We start from the raw sequence: 16,289 nt of genomic DNA on the forward strand, positions 1-16,289 counted from the left end.
CAAAAATGTCCGGCATCACCGCATCGGAGCTGCCGGACGCGACGCGCGACGGGCAATTGAGCTATGCCATCTTCCAGCTCGCCCGCGCCCACCGCGGCCACGCCGCCGCCATGCTGCGCGCCCGGGAACCCGCTCCCCACGACCGGCGGGTCATGGTGGTCAGCCTCACCGACGCCGGCCGCGCCCTGCAGGAGCCCATCGCCGACATGTGGCGCACCCTGGAGCAGATCTCCGTGCGCGATCTGATCCCTGACCAGCTCGATACGTTCACCACGTGCGTGCACACCATCGAGAAGTCGCTCAGGGACCACAGCCGGCAGGCACCCGCCGGGTAATCAGGCACGGCCAGGCGGTCCACTCGCCAGGCCGACCGCCCCCTGCCCCGCGCGCAGGTCGATGCCGCCGTAGTCATACAACACCGCGCCACTCCACCCACCGCGGATCGTCCAGGACGGTGTCAGGCATGCGCCCGGCCTACCCGAACCAGCGAAAGCGGCCGTCTCCCTCTAAAGCCCAGCAGGAGAGATCATTCTTCAGGCCGGGCCCATCCCGAAGGCCGTCCGCACCCGGTCCGTGCCCACGCCGTCGAGGGCAGCACCGTCCACCAGACGCAGATGCGGCTCGCGGAAGTCGGTGCGGTATGCGGGCGGCCACGACGCTGAGGACTCACACATCGTTTGGTCGTAGGTGGCAGGGCTACTCGCACCTCGAGCCTTGTCGCGACGAGGGGCAGCGCCGACAGGACCACAGCAGAGACAGATGGCAAGGGGTTGGTCGTGATGACCGTGGCGACACAGCAGGGTGGCGGGGGAGGTTCCAGTGGTCTCTACGACGTGCTGGAACTCATTCTCGACCGAGGGCTGGTGATCGACGCGTTCGTGCGGGTCTCCCTTGTCGGTATCGAGATACTCAAGATCGACATACGGATCGTGGTCGCCAGCGTCGACACCTACCTACGCTTCGCCGAGGCGTGCAACCGTCTCGACCTTGAGGCAGGGCCGCGCAGGCCGGCAGGGCTTACCGAGCTCACCGGGCAAGTCACTGAGTCCGGCACCCGCGGCAAGACCAAGGGAGCCCTGTCCGGCGCCGCGGAGACGGTCTCCGATGCCTTCCATCCGGCCCGTGAAGAGGACCGGGAACGTCAGGGCGCACGGCCCGCCGCCCGCAGGAGGCAGACCGAACGGTGACCACGTTGTTCTGACCTTGCCGGCGTGAACGCAGATGGGACACCTGTTGCGGCGTACAGGTCTGGGTCAAGGGACAGCAGCGTGGCGTCGTCGCCGGACTGGCGGGCCATGGTGAGTGCGGCTGCGGGGTGCAGGATCCGCCGGTCGGCCTGCCGCCCTGCTCCGGCCACCAGCAATGCGCGTGGGTGGTCTGCGATCGTGGTGAACCGCCGACCGAGGACGTCCGCCCCGACGCCGGGCCTGTAACAGTGGCGGACAGTGCCGGGATCACGATGTCGGCGTAGCCGTAGCGGCTTCGGCGTACAGCAAATCGAGCATCACCTGTTTCCCAGCATGCCCAGCCCTAACCTGCGCAAGGCCCATATCCTCGTCCGACGCTATTGCGAGGAACTGAGCGTGGCCTACCTGGAGACCGGGCTGATCGCCTCCTACCGACAGGCGCTCACCAGCCTCCACCAGGCCGGGGCACCCCTCAGGCGCGCCCGCGTCCACGCCTGAGGGCCGCGGGGCGACAAGGTCGGCGCGGCGTAGTGCTACGCCAGTCCGGCTGGCCACCTTTGATCGACTGGTCCGCACCCGCCGCGAGCAGATCCCTCAAGAGTGCTGCGGGATGAAGGGGGTGGCGGCGGAGCGAGCCCGCTCCCACATGCCGGGCAGCTGCTCCTCAGGACGCTGCTGCTCACCGTGCAGGGCGTTGAGCACCACCAGGCATCCGGTCAAGGCCGGCACCGCCCACTGCGCGACGGTCAGGTGCCGCTGGGCCGTGTCGATGTCGATCGGATGCCGGGCAGCCTCTTCGGCGTCCTGCGGGTCGGAGGAAGAGGCCAGCTCGACTTTCTTGCCCAGGACACGGGCGTAGGCAGTGGCGGCCAGGGCCGCAGCGGTGACAAGGGTCTTGGCCGTGGTGGAGGCCCCGACGCCCTTCTGGGCGGCGACCCGGTGAGCGTTCACCGCGAGCAGTCCGCCGCCGCCGAACAGGTGCGCGCCGAGGGCCGCGGCGTTGACCGGCGTCCACTTCGCCCACCCCGACGAGGCGATCCGTGCCCTGGCCTGGGCCGTCTCGCTTTGATCCTTTGCTGCCCCGTTGAGACCGACCGCGCCCATGAGGGAGCCGCCGAACCAGGCTGCCAGACCCACATCGTGCAGGCTGCGGATGAGGGTATTGCGATCGGACATGACAGTGCTCCTCGGAACGGGGGATGGGTGCCGACAGAAAGGTCGAGGACCACCCCACCCTCGCCGGAGCCTGGCCCCGCCGCCATCACGACTGACCCGGACGGATGCAAGTTCCCCAGAGGGAGACGCCAGGGCAGTCTGGTTGCGAAACGGCGGCTACCGAGACCGAAACAGCACACGTTCGTACGGGGAGACGGCGGCTTCGCGCGACACAGCTCCCATGTCTTGCAGTCGTTGCGGCTGCCGGAACACCCACCCAGAGTCATCGCCCAGGGGTGGGCCGTCCCGTCTTTGACGGTCGTGAGGCGTCGGTGAGGTCGGCGCCGGTGGCGGCGTCCCGCTGGGAGTGGTTGGTGCCGTGCCAGTCCAGGCACATGACGGTCGCGTCGTCCTGCAGGTGGCCGTCGTTGGCGTCGATGATCGCCGCGATGAGGGTGCGGGCAGCCTCGCGTGGATGCAGATCGCGGGTGCGCACGATCAGGTCGGACAGGTCGAGGCTGCCTGCGTTGCGCTCCAGCATGCCGTCGGTCAGCATCACCAGCCTGTCGCCCGGCCGCAGGTCCAGCGACTGGACCTGGTAGGTGTGAGGGGCAGGGAAGCCGAACGGCATATCGATCTTCGGGGTGATCTCCCGGACCTGGCCGTCCCGCATGCGCAGCGGCCAGGGGTGCCCGGCATTGATGAACTCGGTTGTGCCGTCGATCAGGCTGATGCGCAGGAGCTGGCCGGTGACGTAGCCCTTGTGGCCGTGCTCGCGCATGGCCTGGTCGGCCTGGCGGGCCTGCTCGGCGAGGTCGCCACCGGCCCGCCGTGCCCGGCGCAGGGCGCCCACCGCAAGGGTGGCCAGCAGCGCGGCGGCGACATCGTGACCCATGGCGTCGGTGACGGAGAGCTGGACGGTGTCCCGGTCGATCACGTAGTCGAAGGTGTCGCCCCCGACGTGATCGGCCGGCTCCAGCGCCCCGGCCACCGCGAACTGCGCCGCCTCGCACGCCAGCGAGGCCGGGAGCAGCCGGTGCTGGATCTCCGCGGCCAGACTCAGCGGGACGGTACGGCGGCCCCACTGGTACACGTCGGTGTAGGACCGGTTGGCGATGACGATGTACGCCAGAGCGTGCGCGGTCTCGCCGATCTCCCGCATCGCCTCCGCGTCCGGCACCGCGGGCAGGAACAGTTCGAGGAGCCCGATGGCGTCCCCGCGGTTGGTCACCGGGGCGACGATGCGCACCAGCGCGCCCTCGCCCCTGCCCTCCACGCTCGGCCGCTGGGTGCGGATCACATCGTCGTACAGCGTGCCCCGCAGCATGATCCGCCGGGCGGGTTCATCGGTGTCGACGCTGCCCGCCACCCCCAGCCGTACGACTGAACTGCCGGTGAAGTCGGTGATCAGGAACGACACCGCCGCGGCCCCGAGGTGCTCCTTGAGCATGCGCGCGACCACGTCTAGCGACTCCACGGGCGCCGCGGCCTCGGCCGCCTCCAACACCCCCGCCAACGTCATCGCCCTGCCCCGGCCACTGTCGCCTCCGGGAAGACGAGCAGCCCGCCCGGCGTCCGGCCCTCGTGCGATCACAGCGGCTCCTTCACTGCTCGATGACGCTCAAGCCTCCGCTCGGGGCGCGCGAAAGAGCTTGCCGAGCCCGATACCGGACAAGTCACATTGCACCACGGGACCCGGGGCACGCCGCGCCCACCAGCCCCTCTCGGGCCGTGTGCGGCCAGGGCCCTCCGAATCCTGCGCTCCGGCATGCCTCGGCCGCGGTCAGGTGGCTGCCAGGAGGATGGCCGTGTAATGCGCGGTGAAGGTGGCGATGGTCAGGAAGATGTTCGCGTGGTCCAGCCGCCGCAGGATCGCCTCCCCACGCGGGCCCCACGTGCCACGGTGGTAGACCGCGCTGGTACCGAACAGCAGGCAGGCGGACAGCGCGTACACCGAGCAGGCCGCCACCGCCGCCGCCGAGCGCGAGACGGCGGTCAGGACGATCCCGCCGACCAGCGCCAGGGGAAACACACCGGCGTGCAGCCACCCGCGCATCCTGGGCTTCAGCGCAGCCGCCGCGCGCTCCACCGTGCCTTCCAGACCGATGGCGGCACATCGGCTGATCAGTGCGGCCTGGCGCGTCGCTGGGCTGGAGTCTGGGGGGGGGACGTGCTGCTGGCTGCTGCGGGTCAGGTGCCGGCCATGTGCCCGGAGGCGGCGCGGCGGTACTCGGCGTTGATGCGCTGGGCTTCTTCGAGTTGGTCTTCGAGGATGATGATGCGGCAGGCGGCCTCGATGGGAGTCCCGTGGTCGACGAGTTCCCGGGCGCGGGCGGCGATCCGCAACTGGTAGCGGGAGTAGCGGCGATGTCCGCCCTCGGAGCGGAGCGGGGTGATGAGGCGGGCTTCGCCGATGGCGCGGAGGAAGCCCTGCGTGGTGCCGAGCATCTCGGCGGCCCGGCCCATGGTGTAGGCGGGGTAGTCATCGTCGTCGAGACGGTCGTAGGAATCGTCTGCTGTCACTTGCACCTCTCTGTGGAACGCGTAGAGGGAGCACAGGGAGGGCCCTGGCGCCGTACGGCGCCAGGGCCCGAAGGAACTGCTACACCATCGCCGGCCCTTCTACTGCGCCGGCCTTCTGTTTCCGCAGACCCGACCGAGATGCAGTCGGGCGTGCCGGGATCGCGGTTGCTTGACCGGAGACCACCTCACTATCGATGTCCTGCGGTACCCGGGCTCAAGACTTACGCCCGGGCGATCCTGATGGCGTTCGGCTCCTCCGTTCTTCCCTCAGTGATCAATCACTTGTTGAGCGCGGTACTGCGTACTGCTGGTGATGCGAACTACTGGTGGCCTCGCGAAGCGCCACTCTTCGGCAGCCAGCCCCGTCACCTGTCCTGCGTCCGCTCTGGCTTGGAACCCCACTGCCGAACCTCCCGGTGCGCGCGCCCGCAGCCGACGCCTTCACCGAGGTGCTGCTCACTGACTTCACTGCTGGGTACTGCGAACTTTCACTTACGAGTACTGCCACTGCTCATGGCGGCCCCTGATGACTGCGGGCCACCCGGTCCGGTCGTCAGCCCCGTCGCCGTCCTGCAACAACCCTGGCTTCGGAACTCCACCACCGCACCGTCCTGCGCACTGCAACTGCATACTGCTTCCCGGCAGTTCGTGTCTGCCAGGCCCTGCTGTCTCTCTGGGCTACGAGAGAAACCATATCCACGACACCACTCAATGTCTACTCCAGCCAACACAGATTTTCGCGTGTTCGACGGTGAGGTAATCGGCCTCCTCGAGCGGCAACAGAAGGCAAGACCTCGGGCTGACCGTCACGGCAAGGCGGTTCGGCTTACGGGGAGCACGCTGACGGTTACCGGGGGGGCGGCGACCGGTGGCGTGTGCGCTGGGGGCGTCGGACAGGGCGATGCGGACGGTGAAGGAGCTGATGGGTTCATGTGGAGGGCGGCGCGTCGCGTTCTCGAGGATCTGGTCGTTGGTGAGGGCACGACGGTGAACCGGGCTGAGGCGACCGGGCCCCGCACATCCGGCCTGAGCCATGACCGAGCGCAGCACGCCGGGGGGCGGCCTGACCGTCGTGCATGGCCCAGTTGACGGGACATGGCTGTGTGCCGGGGCGTTCGACAGGCGGTGAGGCGCTGGAGGACCCGCGTCGGCACATGGGAGTCGGGCCGGCCAGTGAGGGCCTTCTCGCTGAGGGGCCTCACTACACCGCTGGCGGCGCCGGCGACAAGCCCCTGCCACAGCACGCGCTTGATCACGCCTGCCTCGAGTCCGCGGCTCCGGCATCTTGACCCGTCCGGTTGATCCGTCTGGCATCGCTCGCAGGATCAGCTGTCGGTGGTCTTCTCGACCAGCGCGCTGTACGTCAGCTGCAACGCGTCCGCGCCGGCCAGAGCGGCGAGCGCGCCCATGGCGGTGCGCGTCGCGCGGGGCCACAGCAGTTGCCCGGCGGTCAAGGTCGAGGCTACCCAGACGCTGACGCAGAAGGGGCAGGTCACCAGCTCGCCCATGGTGTTCCTGCCCGCCTCCTCCTGCGCTTCCTCATGAAGCTCGGCCGGCCCCTGCGCACCCACGTAGCGCGTGAAGGGGGCCCGCAGTGGACTGGTCACCGACGCCTTGCTCAGCAGTCGGCTGAGCCGGAACGTGGCCACCGAGGTCAAGACCACGTCCCACGGCTCGGGCCGGTCGGGCAGCGGGCGCCCGCGCAGCCGTACCGCCGACGCCCAGGCAGCCGTGTATGCGCTGAACCCCGCAATGGCCGCGAGATAGCCGCCCAGCGGCCGCTCCTGTCCTGCCGAGTACTCCCGTGCGGTGCGCCGGAAGAACCTGTTCCCGCCTGGTGCGAGCCGGCTGTCAGCTGGTGCTCTCATGGGCCCTGTCCGTTTCGGTCCCGCTCGGTTCCCCGTCCGTGTCCATGCCGCTGCGACGCAGGCGCACCTCGACATGCCCGTCGACGATGCGGGTGTCGAAGGCGGGCTGCGGCGCCGTCGCGGGACCGCGCACGTTCCAGCCGTCCGAGAGCCGGAACACGCTGCCGTGCCATGGACACTGCACGCACCCGTCGGCGATCGTGCCCTGCGACAGCGGACCCGCGAGATGGCTGCACCGGTCGGCCAGCGCATGGATCGTCCCGCCGGGTTCGCGGACCACCAGGACCGGCACGTCGTCCACGACGCGCCGCACGGCCCGCCCGGCCGCGAACTCGGCCACAGCGCCGACCGGATGCCATCCCTCCCGCACGACGTGCGGGACCTCCTCGGCGTGATTGGCTCCCGCTGCCTGGCGGTAGGCCAGGTGGCCGCCGAGCATGCCGCCCATCCCGACCGCCGTCAGCCCCAGGAAGCCGTACGCCCGGCCGGCTCTCGTACGCCCCTTGAGGCGGCAGGTGAGCGAGGTCGCGTACAGGCCCACGGCCGCCCAGTTCGCCATGGCGTGCACCAGCCCCACCCGCGACTGCTCGCGGTGCAGCTCCGCCCAGTCCACGGCGCCCGCCAACGCCGAGGGCACGGCGGCAGCCAGGCCGACACCGATCAGCAGGCCCGCTTCGCGGGAGTGGTTGGACCGTGTGTCCAGCACGGCCGCGGACATCCAGGTGCCGATCGGCACCTGCACCATCAGCGGATGGACCGGGTGCCCCAGCCATCTGCCGTGCAGCAGGTCGCGGCCGCGCCCCAGTGGCAGGGAGCGCACGCCGGCCTGGAGCGCATCGATGACCGGATCGGCCCAGGGCGCCCATTCCAGACCGTCCAGCAGCCACAGCACTCGGTTCTGCTTCATCCGTCGGCGGCGTGGCGTACTTTCCATGCGCCTCTGGGTCCCCACCTGCGCACCCCGCAAACGGGACCGGCCGGGCATCGGTCTGGGGGGCGTCCGTGCGGGTGGATGACGGCGCGTACACAGCCGTCCTTCTCTCTTTGAACGTGCCTGGACAGCGGGTCGGTTCGGGTGCGGTCGTGGCTTGTCCAGGGGAACTTGGTCAAAGTTCCCCAGCACACCGCACCGGTATGCCTGCTTGGGGTGGGCAGGGCCTGCGCGGACGGGCTCAGGCAGCGCACGGCCCTGCCAGGGTTTCGCAGTTCAGCGGGGTCCAGGCTGGTGTCGCGCCTCGTCGGCAACCTGCCTGCCCGATTCACGTGCCTGGTCCGTCACCTGTGTGGCCTGGTCGCGGGCCTCGTCCTGTGTGGTGCGGGCCGCTTCCGCAGCGGTGTCCTTCATCTGCTGCGCCGCGTTCTGTGTGGCCTCCTTGGCGCCTTCCTTCAGGTTCTGCGCGGAGTCGAGGGCGGCTTCCTTCACCGGCTCCAGTGCCCCGCCGTGTGCCATCAGGTCGGCGGCCTTTTCCTGTTCCACCTCGGACGCGGGCAGCAGCGACGACGCCAGCATGCCCGCGCCGAAGGCGATCAGGCCGGCGGCCAGCGGATTGCCCTGTGTCTGGCGCATCGCCTCGTCCGGCGCTTGCCGTATCGCCTCCCCCGCCTGGTCGGCCGCGTCGCGCACCGTGCCGGCCGCTTGCTGGGTGCCCTCCTGCAAGGAACCGGCCGCGGTCTGGGCACCGCCGCTGACCCCGTGGGCGGTGTACGAGGCCGTTCCCATGACCCGCTCACGCATCCCCGAGACAGCGCCGCGCATCCTTCGAGCGCGGCGGCGGACCACCCTTCGGGGGCTGGCCCGGTCCGCGAGCCGGTCCACGTCCGCAGACAGCCGGCCCCGAGTGGCGTCGATCTCGGCCCTCATCCGGTCGGGTGACGTGCCCATTGCGCATTCTCCTTCATCGTCTCGACTGTGTGCTCCGGTTTGGGTGCCACCGTGCGCATGCCTGTCTTGCCCCGCTGATACAGGACGGCTGCGACCACGGCCCACACGGCGGCGACGATCAGGGCGGCCCAGCCCGCGTCGATCACGTTGGCCAGTCCGAACACGGCGGCCAGCGAGAGCAGCAGGACAACCATGTAGCCGGCGAACCCGGCGCCGCCGTACATGCCGGCAGCCTTGCCCGCCTTGGTCGCCTCCTGCCTGACCTCGACTTTCGCCAGTTCGACCTCCTGACGGAACAGTGTCTGGACGTCCGACGTCACGACGGACAGCAGCTCGCCCACCGACCTGTCATCGACGTGCGACACCGCCGAGTGGGACGGAACGAAGGACATCGCTCACACCTCCGGTCCCGGCCGGCCTGCCTTCACCGCAGTGATGAACGGGGTGCGGTCGGCGTCGGCGGTCTGCTCCGTCCGGGTGTATCAGTCACGCGATCGGCCGCTCGGCGGCCGCTCCGGGCGTGGGTGCTGCTCTCGCGCAGCAAGGATGGCGGATGGCTGACGTCATGGCGTGAGCGGACAGCGAGCTTCGAGAGACGGACAACCTGTGAGCATCCTCGACGAACCCCAACCCCACGGCACACAGGCAGCCGAGGACTCCTACCAGAACGAACTGCCGCTCAGGGGCAGGCAGCCCGGCAACGTGGCGGTGAAGTGGCTGACGACCACCGACCACAAGACCATCGGCACCCTGTACCTGACCACATCGTTCGCGTTCTTCCTGATCGGTGGCGTGATGGCGTTGCTCATGCGCGCCGAGCTCGCCCGTCCGGGCATCCAGATCGTCTCGAACGAGCAGTACAACCAGGCGTTCACGATGCACGGCACGGTCATGCTGCTGATGTTCGCGACGCCGCTGTTCGCCGGCTTCACGAACTGGATCATGCCGCTCCAGATCGGCGCGCCGGACGTCGCCTTCCCGCGGCTGAACATGTTCGCCTACTGGCTCTACCTGTTCGGCTCGTCGATCGCTGTAGGCGGCTTCCTCACCCCGCAAGGGGCCGCCGACTTCGGCTGGTTCGCCTACGCCCCGCTGTCGGACGCGGTCCGCACCCCGGGGCTCGGCGCCGACCTGTGGATCATGGGGCTGGCTTTCTCCGGCTTCGGCACCATCCTCGGCTCGGTCAACTTCATCACCACGATCATCTGCATGCGCGCGCCCGGCATGACGATGTTCCGCCTGCCGATCTTCACCTGGAACGTCCTGCTGACCGGTGTCCTGGTCCTGCTGGCCTTCCCGGTCCTGGCGGCCGCGCTGTTCGCCCTGGAGGCGGACCGCAAGTTCGGCGCCCACATCTTCGACGCGGCCAACGGCGGGCCCCTGCTGTGGCAGCACCTGTTCTGGTTCTTCGGCCATCCAGAGGTGTACATCATCGCGCTGCCGTTCTTCGGCATCGTCACCGAGATCATCCCGGTCTTCTCCCGCAAGCCGGTCTTCGGCTACATGGGTCTGGTCGCCGCGACCATCTCGATCGCCGGTCTGTCTGTGACGGTGTGGGCGCACCACATGTTCGTCACCGGCGGGGTGCTGCTGCCGTTCTTCTCCTTCATGACGTTCCTCATCGCCGTGCCGACGGGCGTGAAGTTCTTCAACTGGATCGGAACGATGTGGAAGGGCTCGCTGTCCTTCGAGACACCGATGCTCTGGGCGGCCGGCTTCCTCATCACGTTCCTCTTCGGTGGTCTGACCGGCGTCATCCTGGCCTCGCCGCCGATGGACTTCCACGTGTCCGACTCGTACTTCGTGGTGGCGCACTTCCACTACGTCGTCTTCGGCACCGTCGTCTTCGCGATGTTCGCCGGTTTCCACTTCTGGTGGCCGAAGTTCACCGGCAGGATGCTCGACGAGCGCCTCGGCAAGATCACCTTCTGGACGCTGTTCGTCGGCTTCCACGGCACCTTCCTCGTCCAGCACTGGCTGGGCGCCGAGGGCATGCCGCGTCGGTACGCCGACTACCTGGCCGTCGACGGCTTCACCGCCCTGAACACGATCTCGACGATCAGCTCCTTCATCCTCGGCCTGTCGATGCTGCCGTTCATGTACAACGTGTGGAAGACGAGCCGGTACGGCAAGCCGGTCGGCGTCGACGACCCGTGGGGCTACGGCCGCTCCCTCGAATGGGTGACCTCCTGCCCGCCGCCACGGCACAACTTCCTCACCCTGCCGCGGATCCGCAGCGAGTCCCCCGCGTTCGACCTGCACCATCCCGACATCGCGATCGCCGAGGCCGAGGCCCACGGCGTCCGCGCATGAACGGCCGAGGCACGCGTTGAGCGCTCTGCCGGAGCGGGGAACCGCCGACGAACTCGGCAACACGGTGGAGGGATACCTGCTGTGGCAGGCCCGGGTCGCGGAAGCGGAGCAGCGTGCGCGGGAGTTCGTCCGGCCGATGGAGTGGCTGACGACGTCACAGCGCGCGGAGATCGAAAGCCATTACATTGCCGACAGTCTTTGCCGCGCTCGACGTGACATCGAGCGCATCGCGGCGCGAAGCCTGTCCCTGCGTATCGAGTACGAACACCGCTACCGCCAGTTGCGGCGCCGCTGCCTCGGTCTGGCACTGACTGTCTGCGCAGTTCTCACCACGATGGCCACCCTGCTGTCAGCGCTTTGACCAGGGGCGGCTGCGAGCGGGGCGAGACCGATACGGCGATGGGCCGGCTCCGTTGCACCGGCCCCCCCACCTGAGTCCTGGCCGCCCACAGGAGGCGAAGAGCCAGGGCGACAGTGCCGTGTTTCGGCGTGGATCCCACCCCTGCTCGCGAGCGCCGGCCGGTCTTCCTGGGATCTTGGGGCCGGGGCGCCCGCCTTCGCCACGCGCACACCAGTTTTCTGCTGCTGCGCCTTGATGTACCGGATCCGCGCGAGCTGCCGCTTCACCTCAGGATCGACAGTGTCGCGGGCGAGCTGGTGGCTGAAGAGGATCGCCTCCACTTGATGCCGTTCATCGTGATGATCCGACATCGGGTGTACGGATCACCGTGGTCGGGATCGATCGGCTTCACGTGCAGCTCGCGCCAACTGCGCAGTTGGCGGTCCAGCGGGATACCCCGCTGTTCCAGGGGATTGAAGGCCATGGGCACTCTCTTCATTGAAAGGCCGAGCAGACGGAGTACCCAGTGGCCGCGGTTAAGACCCCGGAAGTCCCGCTCCTGACTCACGACTGACAGATGCCATCCAGCCCTGCCAGAACACCGTGAGGAAGCCGACGACATGGAGATCGACAGGCTCCGGCGTACCGGGGTCAAGGCCGAACGCAGTCGGCACGGCCCCGGTTCGCCCGGCGACCGGGGAGTGCCTTGAGCAAGATTGCGGCGGCAACGGGCGGCGGCCATGCTCGGGCGGGACGTCCTCGTAGCCAACGCATCCGCCCGCCCACCACGGGCCATCCTGTTCGGATGTGAGCCGCGGGAGCCGCGTCAAGGAAGCCCTGGGCTTCTTGATGGACTGCCTCTTGCACGGCAAGGGCCCTCTCCGGCGTGTTAGCGCCGGCTCAACAGCGTCCCGCCGATGCGGTGTGGGGCGATCACCTGTGCGAGGACGAGCGGTCGCCGGACGACTGATCCACCGGGCGGGCAGCTGCGGCGGCCATAAGGGCCATCATGAGCGCGATCACGCCGACGATGACGTTGTTGACGATGGTCCTGGTGGTACTGACGTCGCCTGCCACCACCCAGGGCGCAAAAATCGTCCACACACTGAGCGCGCAAGCGGCCCACGCCATGCTGTGCGACCGCTCGTATGCCCGGCCGAAGCCCCCGCTCATGATCACGGCGTATGCGATGCCGACGATCAGATTGTTGACCGCCAGGGTGGAGAACTCGTTGAAACCCGCGATCCACGGTGAAGCCGCCAGGTAGAGGCCTGTGATCAGGGCCATGGCCTCGACGGCCTGTGCCCTCGGAGTGGTCGCGACACGTTCGGCCATCTCGTGCCGATTGCGCATGGCGAGGATGTCCGGATGTGTTGCCATGTCCGACCGGGGCTGCGTCGTCATGCCGATACCTCCGATTTGACTCTTATGCGTGCATTACGTGAATCGAGTACCCCCCGGTGCCGAGGTAACCGTCGCCGAGCCACCCGGGTCCGAAGAATTGCGCAGGTCTAAGGGACACCTCGCCAGCGCTGAGGGTCGCCGACGGCCGGCACAGGAGTGATGGCGTCCGCCATGGGCGTGACATGCCGAGCCTGCTCTCATCTGTTGCCGCCCTGTCGGATCCGCGTCGTGTGCGCCGCCCCGGCGCGGGTATCCGCTCCGCATCGCAACCGTCGGGCCGGCGCCCAACCAACCGGAGGAGAGGTACCGCATGTCCGCGTCCCTCGTGGAAACGGTCGATATCGAGGCCCCCGTCGCTGTCGCCTGGGAACTGTGGAGCGATGTAGCCCGGTGGCCGTCCTTTCTGAGCCACGTACGCCTGGTGGAGAGGTTGGACGACCGCCGCTTCGCCTGGCAGCTGCAACTGCCCGGCGCCGACAAGAACTTCGTCGCCGAGCTCACCGAGCTGATCCCGCAGGAACGGATCGCCTGGCACACCGTGGAAGGTGTTCACCACGCGGGTGTGGTCACCTTCCATCGGCTCACTGACACGACAAGTCGCGTGACGCTGCAGATCGAGTACGACCCCGAGGGGTTCATCGAGCACGTCGGCGCGCTGACCAATCTGGACTCGACACTGGCCAACTACGACCTCGGCGAATTCCAGAAGCTGGCCGAGACCGCCGCAGCATCGTGACCTCGAACTCGCACGCCGTGGTTCACCGTTGCGGTATTTGACGCGGTTGGCGTCTGGGAGTTGCCGTCAGATCTCGCGCCCACGTCAGAAGCGAAGGATGACGGCTGTCTGGTAGGTCTTGTCGTGGCGGATCGCGATGGCGCGCCGCAGTCGTCAAGCGGACGATCAACCGCCTGCAAAGCGTGCTCGCCGACTCTGGTCCCGAGCATGGCCGGCTGGGCCCGGTTTCAGCGCCCGGAAGGGCGTCGGCAGTCCTTCCGCGATCACATGTTCATGCCGTCTGGCTGATCTGGGTTCCGCAGCCGGGGCGGCAGCCCCAGCTGTCAGGGCAGCGGCGTTCCGCCGGTGGCATTCAGGATCTCAGCCGTGATGAAGCTGGCGCGGTCGGACGCGAGGAACACGTAGGCAGGTGCCATCTCCGCGGGCTGTGCCGGCCGTCCCAGAGGTGTTTGCTTACCGAACTCCTTGGTGTCCGGCATCGTCGCGGGGATCAACGGGGTCCACACAGGGCCGGGAGCCACGGCGTTGACCCGGATGCCGTCGGACGCCACCATCTGGGCCAGCCCCTGGGTGAAGGTGACGATCGCGCCCTTGGTGGTGGCGTAGTCGAGGAGATGAGGACTGGGCTTGTACGCCTGCACGGAGGTGGTGTTGATGATCGATCCACCTGCCGGGATGTGGGGCAGGGCCTTCTTGCACAGCCAGAACATGCCGTAGAGGTTGGTGCGGATGACCCGGTCGAACTGTTCCGTGGTGATCGCCTGAATGCCATCAGGCTGTGACATCTGGTAGGCGGCGTTGTTCACGAGGACGTCGATGCGTCCGAACTCTGCGACGGCGTGCTCGATCAGCCGGTCACACTGTGCTTCCTCACGGATGTCGCACGGCACCGCGATCGCCTTGCTGCCTGCCTCTTCGACGAGCCGCGTGGTCTCGCGAGCGTCCTTGTCCTCCTGTGGAAGGTAGGTGAACAGGACGTCAGCGCCCTCGCGGGCGAAGGCCAGGCACACGGCACGGCCGATGCCCGAGTCTCCTCCGGTGACGACGGCGATGCGCCCCCCGAGCAGGCCGCTGCCTTCGTATGTCTCCTCGCCGTGGTCGGGAGGAGGGTCCATCGGGCCGGTCCAGCCGGGATACTCCTGGTCCTGCTGCGGGAAGTCGGGCTGGGGGTGCTTTTCGGTGGGGTGCTCGCTCATCACAAACCTCTCGTCCGGGTGCGCAGCCGCCTACGCCGGGCCGCGCTGGGTTCGTGGCAGGCGCGAGGCCGCCCAGTGGCTGGCCACGGCTGGCTTGGAGGGGTGCTGGAAGTCGCTGCGGCGCTCCGGTGCGCGGCGGCTGCATCACTGGCCACGACGGATCGACACCCGCGGGAAGAGAGTCTGCGGCTCGGAGCCGGACAGCCGGGCCGGGAACTCGACGGGACCGGGAGATCCGGGAAAGCACTCGCCGGGTACGGGCCGGCCGCGGCACTGTCGAGGCAGGTGCGGGCGACCTGCGATGCGTCAAAGACTTCGCGCCTCCCGGTAGACACGCACAGGGTGTAAGCGAGGTCTCGCAGCCGGGCACTCGACGTGGCGGCTGCGGCGGCGCTCTGATCGGCGGCGAGGGCTTCGTAGTCCTTGACGAGACGGCGCAGTGTCGCGGGCAGAGGCATCAGCATCGGACGGTCTCCTTCAGACCGGGCGGCAGCCGGGGTCATGTGGGAGGGCCGGAGTCGGCCAGGGCGTCGTTGCGGACACTGGCGCAGCTGGTGCTGATGAGCCGGGAGACGTGCATCTGAGAGAGGCCGAGCCGGTCGGCAATGCTGCTCTGCGTCATGTCCTGGAAGAAGCGCATGTAGAGGATGGCCCGCTCCCGTTCCGGCAGCCGGCGCAGCCCCCTTTTCACCGCCTCGCGGTCCACCACCTTGTCGTAGGAGGGGTCCGCGACGCTGAGGGTGTCCGCGAGGCTGGCTCCGCCGCCGTCAGCAGTGAGCTCGGCGTCCAGGGAGAGGGCACTGAAGCTCTCCAGCGCCTCCATGCCTGCTTTGACCTCCTTCTCGGTGAGGCCGGTGTGGGAGGCGAGAGCGGCGGGAGTGGGTTCGGGGCTGCCGGGGTGCTGCATGAGTTCGCGGCGGGCCAGCCGGACCTGGTTGCGCAGGTCCTGTACCCGGCGCGGCACGCGGACGGCCCACATCCGGTCGCGGAAATGCCGTTTCACCTCGCCCGTGATGGTCGGTACCGCGTAGCTCTCGAAGGATCCGACGGCGGGGTCGAACCTGTCGACGGCCTTGACCAGGCCCAGTGCAGCCACTTGGCGCAGGTCTTCGATGGACTCTCCCCGGTCCCGGAAGCGGCCGGCGATCCGGTGCGCCATCGGCAGCCAGGCTTCGACCAGTTCGTCGCGGACGGCATGCCGCTCCGGGCCCTCCCCCAGTTGAGACAGGCGGGTGAACAGGCATGCGGTGTCGGGGCTGTCGTCGTGCGTGCGCCGCGACCGCGGGGCAGAGGTGGTCTCAGGCGCGCCGGGATGGCCTGTCGACATGTTGGTCAGCATGCGGATCGCTCCTGAGCTTTGGTTCTTCGGGCTCAGCCGGCAGTGGTATCCGGCCGGGGCAAAGTCTGGTCAGGGATGCCGCAGCGGGAAGAGCGACCGGAGAAGCCGACAGCCCGGATCCCGCCGGGCGTGCGCCTCCAGTCCGAAGCACGAAGTCCCGTCTGCCCCTCAGTGCCAGTACGAAACACCGCACCCGTGGTCCCCGGGCGCAGCCGAGAGCCCGCGAAGGCCTGTACCGGACGCAGTACGTCGGGATCGGGTCGCCTCAGGCGGCGAACCACGGTAGGCAGTGGCTCACGCCAGCGTGGGTACGTCGTCGTGCGCGTCGGCTGCGGCGAGCAACCTG

18 protein-coding genes and 2 pseudogenes are annotated in these 16,289 nt (G+C 68.6%); 6 read left to right on the forward strand and 14 right to left on the reverse strand.

The window, feature by feature from the left end; all coding sequences use genetic code 11:
• Window positions 1-5: 5 nt before the first annotated feature.
• Window positions 6-335 carry a hypothetical protein gene (locus OG933_RS00445; protein WP_405624750.1) on the forward strand — a complete coding sequence of 110 codons (330 nt, stop codon included), beginning with the start codon at window positions 6-8 and terminating at the stop codon, window positions 333-335.
• A gap of 198 nt (window positions 336-533) precedes the next feature.
• Here OG933_RS00445 and OG933_RS00450 read toward each other — a convergent pair whose 3' ends face one another.
• Window positions 534-674 carry a hypothetical protein gene (locus tag OG933_RS00450; RefSeq protein ID WP_405624751.1) on the reverse strand — a complete coding sequence of 47 codons (141 nt, stop codon included), beginning with the start codon at window positions 672-674 and terminating at the stop codon, window positions 534-536.
• A 105-nt stretch (window positions 675-779) separates the two neighbouring features.
• On the opposite strand from OG933_RS00450, the gene OG933_RS00455 reads away from it, so the two are divergent.
• The gene (locus tag OG933_RS00455) at window positions 780-1,187 is read left to right on the forward strand and encodes a gas vesicle structural protein GvpA (RefSeq protein ID WP_405624752.1); all 408 of its coding nucleotides are present in this window, start codon (window positions 780-782) and stop codon (window positions 1,185-1,187) included.
• A gap of 306 nt (window positions 1,188-1,493) precedes the next feature.
• A pseudogene (locus tag OG933_RS00460) lies at window positions 1,494-1,685 on the forward strand (fatty acid desaturase); the annotation flags it as partial.
• 96 nt (window positions 1,686-1,781) lie between these two features.
• Here the strand turns inward: OG933_RS00460 and OG933_RS00465 are convergent.
• The 8 genes from OG933_RS00465 to OG933_RS00500 form a co-directional block, all read right to left on the reverse strand.
• Window positions 1,782-2,363 (reverse strand): hypothetical protein, encoded by a 582-nt coding sequence (locus tag OG933_RS00465; RefSeq protein WP_405624754.1) that lies wholly within the window; start codon window positions 2,361-2,363, stop codon window positions 1,782-1,784.
• A gap of 262 nt (window positions 2,364-2,625) precedes the next feature.
• The gene (locus tag OG933_RS00470; protein WP_405633178.1) at window positions 2,626-3,864 is read right to left on the reverse strand and encodes a PP2C family protein-serine/threonine phosphatase; all 1,239 of its coding nucleotides are present in this window, start codon (window positions 3,862-3,864) and stop codon (window positions 2,626-2,628) included.
• A gap of 261 nt (window positions 3,865-4,125) precedes the next feature.
• Complete coding sequence (locus tag OG933_RS00475; RefSeq protein ID WP_405624755.1) at window positions 4,126-4,398, reverse strand: hemolysin III family protein; 273 nt, start codon at window positions 4,396-4,398, stop codon at window positions 4,126-4,128.
• 134 nt (window positions 4,399-4,532) lie between these two features.
• Window positions 4,533-4,865, reverse strand: a complete 333-nt coding sequence (locus OG933_RS00480; RefSeq protein ID WP_362523084.1) for a MerR family transcriptional regulator — start codon at window positions 4,863-4,865, stop codon at window positions 4,533-4,535.
• Between the two features lie 1,325 nt (window positions 4,866-6,190).
• Window positions 6,191-6,733 (reverse strand): DUF1360 domain-containing protein, encoded by a 543-nt coding sequence (locus OG933_RS00485; RefSeq protein ID WP_405624757.1) that lies wholly within the window; start codon window positions 6,731-6,733, stop codon window positions 6,191-6,193.
• Entirely contained in the window at window positions 6,717-7,640 is a 924-nt protein-coding gene (locus OG933_RS00490) for a Rieske 2Fe-2S domain-containing protein (protein ID WP_405624758.1), read from the reverse strand. Before OG933_RS00490 ends, OG933_RS00485 begins: the two co-directional genes overlap by 17 nt.
• Before the next feature lie 300 nt (window positions 7,641-7,940).
• The gene (locus OG933_RS00495) at window positions 7,941-8,615 is read right to left on the reverse strand and encodes a DUF3618 domain-containing protein (RefSeq protein WP_405624759.1); all 675 of its coding nucleotides are present in this window, start codon (window positions 8,613-8,615) and stop codon (window positions 7,941-7,943) included.
• The gene (locus tag OG933_RS00500) at window positions 8,591-8,956 is read right to left on the reverse strand and encodes a phage holin family protein (RefSeq protein ID WP_405624760.1); all 366 of its coding nucleotides are present in this window, start codon (window positions 8,954-8,956) and stop codon (window positions 8,591-8,593) included. The genes OG933_RS00495 and OG933_RS00500 overlap by 25 nt, the downstream gene beginning before the upstream one ends.
• Before the next feature lie 265 nt (window positions 8,957-9,221).
• Between OG933_RS00500 and ctaD the strand changes: the two genes are divergently transcribed.
• Both ctaD and OG933_RS00510 read left to right on the forward strand, forming a co-directional pair.
• Complete coding sequence (ctaD, locus tag OG933_RS00505) at window positions 9,222-10,928, forward strand: cytochrome c oxidase subunit I (protein WP_405624761.1); 1,707 nt, start codon at window positions 9,222-9,224, stop codon at window positions 10,926-10,928.
• A 16-nt stretch (window positions 10,929-10,944) separates the two neighbouring features.
• Complete coding sequence (locus tag OG933_RS00510) at window positions 10,945-11,289, forward strand: cytochrome C oxidase subunit I (protein ID WP_405624762.1); 345 nt, start codon at window positions 10,945-10,947, stop codon at window positions 11,287-11,289.
• 215 nt (window positions 11,290-11,504) lie between these two features.
• Here the strand turns inward: OG933_RS00510 and OG933_RS00515 are convergent.
• Both OG933_RS00515 and OG933_RS00520 read right to left on the reverse strand, forming a co-directional pair.
• Window positions 11,505-11,752: pseudogene (locus OG933_RS00515) on the reverse strand (hypothetical protein); the annotation flags it as partial.
• A gap of 449 nt (window positions 11,753-12,201) precedes the next feature.
• Window positions 12,202-12,672 (reverse strand): SPW repeat protein, encoded by a 471-nt coding sequence (locus OG933_RS00520; protein WP_405624763.1) that lies wholly within the window; start codon window positions 12,670-12,672, stop codon window positions 12,202-12,204.
• Between the two features lie 310 nt (window positions 12,673-12,982).
• On the opposite strand from OG933_RS00520, the gene OG933_RS00525 reads away from it, so the two are divergent.
• Complete coding sequence (locus OG933_RS00525; RefSeq protein WP_405624765.1) at window positions 12,983-13,408, forward strand: SRPBCC family protein; 426 nt, start codon at window positions 12,983-12,985, stop codon at window positions 13,406-13,408.
• Between the two features lie 323 nt (window positions 13,409-13,731).
• Here OG933_RS00525 and OG933_RS00530 read toward each other — a convergent pair whose 3' ends face one another.
• The 3 genes from OG933_RS00530 to OG933_RS00540 are packed head-to-tail and all read right to left on the reverse strand — an operon-like array spanning window position 13,732 to window position 15,943.
• Entirely contained in the window at window positions 13,732-14,604 is an 873-nt protein-coding gene (locus OG933_RS00530; protein WP_405624766.1) for an SDR family oxidoreductase, read from the reverse strand.
• Window positions 14,604-15,107: a DUF5133 domain-containing protein gene (locus OG933_RS00535; protein ID WP_405624768.1), complete on the reverse strand. Its 504-nt coding sequence runs from the start codon at window positions 15,105-15,107 to the stop codon at window positions 14,604-14,606. The genes OG933_RS00530 and OG933_RS00535 overlap by 1 nt, the downstream gene beginning before the upstream one ends.
• Window positions 15,104-15,943, reverse strand: a complete 840-nt coding sequence (locus tag OG933_RS00540; protein ID WP_405624770.1) for a SigB/SigF/SigG family RNA polymerase sigma factor — start codon at window positions 15,941-15,943, stop codon at window positions 15,104-15,106. Before OG933_RS00540 ends, OG933_RS00535 begins: the two co-directional genes overlap by 4 nt.
• Window positions 15,944-16,289: the final 346 nt, after the last annotated feature.

It is taken from the genome of Streptomyces sp. NBC_00016 (assembly GCF_045040885.1).
Lineage (GTDB): Bacteria > Actinomycetota > Actinomycetes > Streptomycetales > Streptomycetaceae > Streptomyces > Streptomyces coriariae.

Coding starts and splice junctions, on each gene's coding strand:
- OG933_RS00485 (WP_405624757.1), bottom strand. CDS start 6,733: ATGAGAGCACCAGCTGACAGCCGGCTCGCACCAGGCGGGAACAGGTTC.
- OG933_RS00540 (WP_405624770.1), bottom strand. CDS start 15,943: ATGCTGACCAACATGTCGACAGGCCATCCCGGCGCGCCTGAGACCACC.
- OG933_RS00495 (WP_405624759.1), bottom strand. CDS start 8,615: ATGGGCACGTCACCCGACCGGATGAGGGCCGAGATCGACGCCACTCGG.
- OG933_RS00450 (WP_405624751.1), bottom strand. CDS start 674: ATGTGTGAGTCCTCAGCGTCGTGGCCGCCCGCATACCGCACCGACTTC.
- OG933_RS00475 (WP_405624755.1), bottom strand. CDS start 4,398: ATGCGCGGGTGGCTGCACGCCGGTGTGTTTCCCCTGGCGCTGGTCGGC.
- OG933_RS00490 (WP_405624758.1), bottom strand. CDS start 7,640: ATGAAGCAGAACCGAGTGCTGTGGCTGCTGGACGGTCTGGAATGGGCG.
- OG933_RS00455 (WP_405624752.1), top strand. CDS start 780: ATGACCGTGGCGACACAGCAGGGTGGCGGGGGAGGTTCCAGTGGTCTC.
- OG933_RS00470 (WP_405633178.1), bottom strand. CDS start 3,864: ATGACGTTGGCGGGGGTGTTGGAGGCGGCCGAGGCCGCGGCGCCCGTG.
- OG933_RS00445 (WP_405624750.1), top strand. CDS start 6: ATGTCCGGCATCACCGCATCGGAGCTGCCGGACGCGACGCGCGACGGG.
- OG933_RS00520 (WP_405624763.1), bottom strand. CDS start 12,672: ATGACGACGCAGCCCCGGTCGGACATGGCAACACATCCGGACATCCTC.
- OG933_RS00525 (WP_405624765.1), top strand. CDS start 12,983: ATGTCCGCGTCCCTCGTGGAAACGGTCGATATCGAGGCCCCCGTCGCT.
- OG933_RS00530 (WP_405624766.1), bottom strand. CDS start 14,604: ATGAGCGAGCACCCCACCGAAAAGCACCCCCAGCCCGACTTCCCGCAG.
- OG933_RS00465 (WP_405624754.1), bottom strand. CDS start 2,363: ATGTCCGATCGCAATACCCTCATCCGCAGCCTGCACGATGTGGGTCTG.
- OG933_RS00535 (WP_405624768.1), bottom strand. CDS start 15,107: ATGACCCCGGCTGCCGCCCGGTCTGAAGGAGACCGTCCGATGCTGATG.